This is a genomic window from Oleiphilus sp. HI0132 (assembly GCF_001635845.1).
In genome coordinates, this window is record NZ_LWGJ01001180.1 from 1 (window position 1) to 3,997 (window position 3,997).

At 45.5% G+C, this 3,997-nt stretch carries 4 protein-coding genes; 3 read left to right on the forward strand and 1 reads right to left on the reverse strand.

Annotation, left to right across the window (positions count from 1 at the left end; all coding sequences use genetic code 11):
- The coding region (locus A3766_RS16815) for a zinc ribbon domain-containing protein (protein ID WP_197479604.1) at positions 1–436 on the forward strand (436 nt) is incomplete at its 5' end.
- The gene (locus tag A3766_RS16820; protein ID WP_068642548.1) at positions 433–879 is read left to right on the forward strand and encodes a LacI family transcriptional regulator; all 447 of its coding nucleotides are present in this window, start codon (positions 433–435) and stop codon (positions 877–879) included. The genes A3766_RS16815 and A3766_RS16820, both read left to right, overlap by 4 nt.
- A 16-nt stretch (positions 880–895) precedes the next feature.
- Here the strand turns inward: A3766_RS16820 and A3766_RS16825 are convergent, their stop codons facing one another.
- Positions 896–2,182, reverse strand: a complete 1,287-nt coding sequence (locus A3766_RS16825) for a hypothetical protein (RefSeq protein WP_068642550.1) — start codon at positions 2,180–2,182, stop codon at positions 896–898.
- A gap of 111 nt (positions 2,183–2,293) precedes the next feature.
- On the opposite strand from A3766_RS16825, the gene A3766_RS16830 reads away from it, so the two are divergent.
- A partial coding sequence (locus A3766_RS16830) for a TM0106 family RecB-like putative nuclease (RefSeq protein WP_156508939.1) occupies positions 2,294–3,997 on the forward strand: 1,704 nt, incomplete at its 3' end.

The following is a 3,997-nucleotide window of genomic DNA, read 5'->3' on the forward strand; positions in this document are numbered from 1 at the left end:
TGGTCGAGCGCTTACAACATGGAGCTCAACCAAAAAGAAAAGCGGTAGGCGGTACCGCTATTACATTAGCACCCGCGATACCAAAGAATATTCTGGCGCCTCAGGCTTACCGAGAATACCCGCCGCTGAATTGGAGTCGGCCGTAGTCGAGCAAATCAGAGGTATTCTCAAAGCACCTCCCATTACTCAGCAGGTTGCATCGATTGCCAATCAGCAGGGCCACGAAATTGATGAAGCTCAGGTCACTGTCGCGCTCAATAAAATCGATAATGTCTGGGAGCAACTATTCCCCGACGAACAATCTCGGATTATCAAACTGTTGATCGAGAAGATCATTGTTAAGCCCGACAATATTGATATCAGACTATGGGAAAACGGTGTTGAACGCCTCGCGCTAGAAATTACAGACTCAGCTAAGCAGGAGGTGGTCGCATGAGTAAGGGAAGCGGATTTAAAATCGAAATGAGCCAATCTGGCGATCCAAGCGTCTTCGAAGCCAGTAATGGCAAACTCAGCATATCAGTCCCCATCAGTCTAAAACGCAGAAGTGGGCGACAACTGATTACCTTACCCGATGGTAAAACCCATGAACCCAGACCATGGGACACAGATCCAACGCCTCTGCAACTTGCATTGGCCAGAGGTCATTGCTGGCTTGCCATGCTAGAAACTGGCCAAGTTAAATCACTTAGGGAAATTGCCGATAAAGAAGGCATCGACAACAGCTACGTCAGCCGAATGGTCAACCTGACGACCCTTGCACCGGATATCGTAGAAGCCATACTGGACGACCAATTGCCGCCAACCTTAACCTTGTTTGATCTTGCTGTTGATCCGCCAAAACTATGGAGTGAGCAAAGAAAAAAAACAGGCTTATGATCAATTAAATTTCAGGTCATTGAGCCAGCCTTTCAGCAGGAGTTTGCCATTTGGAAAGAAGGCTCAATGCAGATTCGCTGGATAGTAATCGTCTGGCTTGCTCAAGCCTTTCAAATAGCAATGGTTTGTCAGCATTGTCGTTCCTATTGATTTCACGTTCTAGCTCATCAAGAAAATCTTTAACGCGTTTTTCCTCAGCCCATTTAGCAATGATGCTGTTGAGTTCATTAGTGCTGTCACTTATTGATTTCTCTCGCTTTCTCTCAATTTCTTCAAGTCTCCAGCGTTCTTGTTGTTCAGCCCATTTTTTGCGTTCCTCCTCTGCTTTTTTCTCCGCAATATCAACAAGCTGTTCTATCTCTTTGCCAAAACGAAACAAGGATTTTACGATCGAGCTGAAAAGATTGGAGTCTTTTCGATTGCTTTTAATAGGTATTTTTTTCGACCATTCTGTACCGGGATATGGTGAATATAGCTGTACCGCAAATTCTCCACTTGGCATATATTTAGTGGTTGTCCAAGTATGTGCATACCTCGCCTGTTTGGTTTGTGAGGGTGTCATCGAGTCAACAGGAATGTAATCGCCTTTCAGATACATCATTTCAACGGGTCTACTCAGTTCAATCAACGTCACGCCAATAGCCAATGAACCCACGAAGATAACTGTACACCGTCCAGGTCCCCATAGTTGGCAGTATGTTTTATCACCTTTCGGATTTGCTCGTTCATCGACGTTTGCTCGATAGTAATGCCCATGCGTTGGCGCAAAGCAGAATTTATATCCCCGCTGTTCAACCGAAGAAGCAAGCTGATTCATCAACATCAACCCTTCATCTAGTGAATTTTCCGATATCACTATATCAACCAATAAACGCTTACTTGGTTTTAAGTAGCCGTTATCTGTTTTTCTACCCTTCAGAAACAAAGCCTTGGCACCAGTTATCATTGGATGTGTTGAATATTTGAGCTTTGTCGCAGCCGCTTTAGATGCGCGCTTTGGTTGAGGCTGACGTTTTCGCTCCGGAACAGTGTCTCCACGAGTCCACTCATTTTGGTCTGTAGCCTGAAGTTCTGGTAATGACGGACGTTTTGGAGATTTACCCACCGCGAGTTTTGCCCAATATCCGCGCTCTGGACGAGGAACATTTAACTTAGAGCAGACGCGAGCCAAATAACTAGAAGACACCCCATACTTCTTAGCCAGTGATAGCATGGGCTCTTCCCATACCTGCTTATATAGATCTTCCCTAGCTACCGGAAGACTATATTCTGGGTCAGATTTATTCATAGGTTGCTCAGACATAAAAACTCCTGTTTCGACACGACATCGCTATAAATAGCGTCTAATCGGATCATTATTAGAGACTTTATATGTAATAATAACTACTAAAAAGAACAACCAAATCAGGCAAATATGTATAAACAACACGGACAGTTTCATTTCTCCCCCTCAGACCTGACCCGGTACATGGAAAGCCCATTTGCCTCATGGATGAACAGGTTTTCCATTGAGCATCCTGATCAGGCGCCAGAAAAAGACCCTGCCGATGCTTTGATGAGTTCCCTCGCACAAAAGGGCTATGAGCATGAGGATGCGTTGGAGGCAGCCTTTATTGAGCAAGGCCTCAATGTAGTTAAAATCGAAGGTGAATCGTCAGATGAAAAGCACGCCAATACGCTTGCAGCGATGCGCCAAGGCGCTGATGTCATTGTACAAGCCCGATTAGAGCTACCACCTTTCGGTGGCTATGCAGACTTTCTGGTTAAGGTAAGCCATGAAGCCGAGTCTAGCTCTCCTTCTACAAACAAGAGCGGTCTCGGTGATTGGCATTACGAAGTATGGGACACCAAACTCGCCAACAAGTTAAAACCGACCTTTGTGATCCAGCTGTGTTGTTATGCGCAAATGCTCGAAGCTATACAAGGGTGCCTGCCAGAGTTTATAACGGTAGCATTGGGCAATGGCGAAAATGAGCGACTCAGAACGAGTGACTACTTTTATTATTACCAAACTCTGAAAGCATCATTCTTACACGATCACAGTAACTACTCGCCAGACAATCGACCAGATCCTGCCGATTCTAAAAATTGGGCCGATTGGAGTAATTACGCTGAATCTCTATTGATTGAAAAAGACCACTTATTTCAGGTGGCGACTATCACCAAAGGCCAAATCAAGAAGTTGAATCAAGCTGGCATCGATACGATGCAAGAACTAGCGACGAACGACATCGAGTATGTGCCAGGCATTAACACGATAGTTCTTGAGAAACTGAAAGCTCAGGCAAAAATCCAAAAGCAAAGTGCTGGCAGCGCCATTCCGCGATTCGAAATCATTACGCCTGCACCCAATGAAAAATCAGGTTTAGCATTACTCCCGCCGCACTCACCGCTTGATGTGTTCTTCGATATAGAAGGCTATCCACTTGATGAAGGCGGCTTAGAGTACCTTTGGGGCAACACGTATTTTGATGAGGAAGGAAATCGACAATTTAACGACTTCTGGGCTCACAATCCGGAACAGGAAAAACAGTGCTTCCAAGATTTTATTCAATGGGTTTACCAGCGTTGGCAGCAAGACCCAAAGATGCATATATACCATTACGCCAATTATGAAATCGCAGCCTGCCGCAAATTGATGGGCCGTTATGGTGTATGCGAATACGAAGTAGACCAGTTGCTTCGCAATGAGGTGTTCGTTGACCTATACAAAATCGTTAAAGGTGGCGTCCTTCTGGGTGAGCCACGGTATTCAATCAAGAATGTAGAACACCTTTATCGCGGAAAGCGTGAAACTGAAGTTGGCAATGGTGGTGACTCGGTTGTGGTCTATGAGCAATGGCGAGAACTGCACTCACGAGGTGAACAAGGCGACACTTGGGAAACTTCCAAAATTCTGAACGACATCAGGGATTACAACATTGATGATTGTGACTCAACCCAGGAGCTTGTCGATTGGTTGCGACAACAGCAAGCCGAGTATGGCATCGTTTATTTAGGTAAAACCGAAATCACCGAACCCGATGTCAAAGAGGAAGTCACAGAACGAACGCAGCTGCGTGATCGTCTGCTTGAGCGGGTTTTATCCGAGCTTGAGTCCGACCCAAGAAAAGCGGCA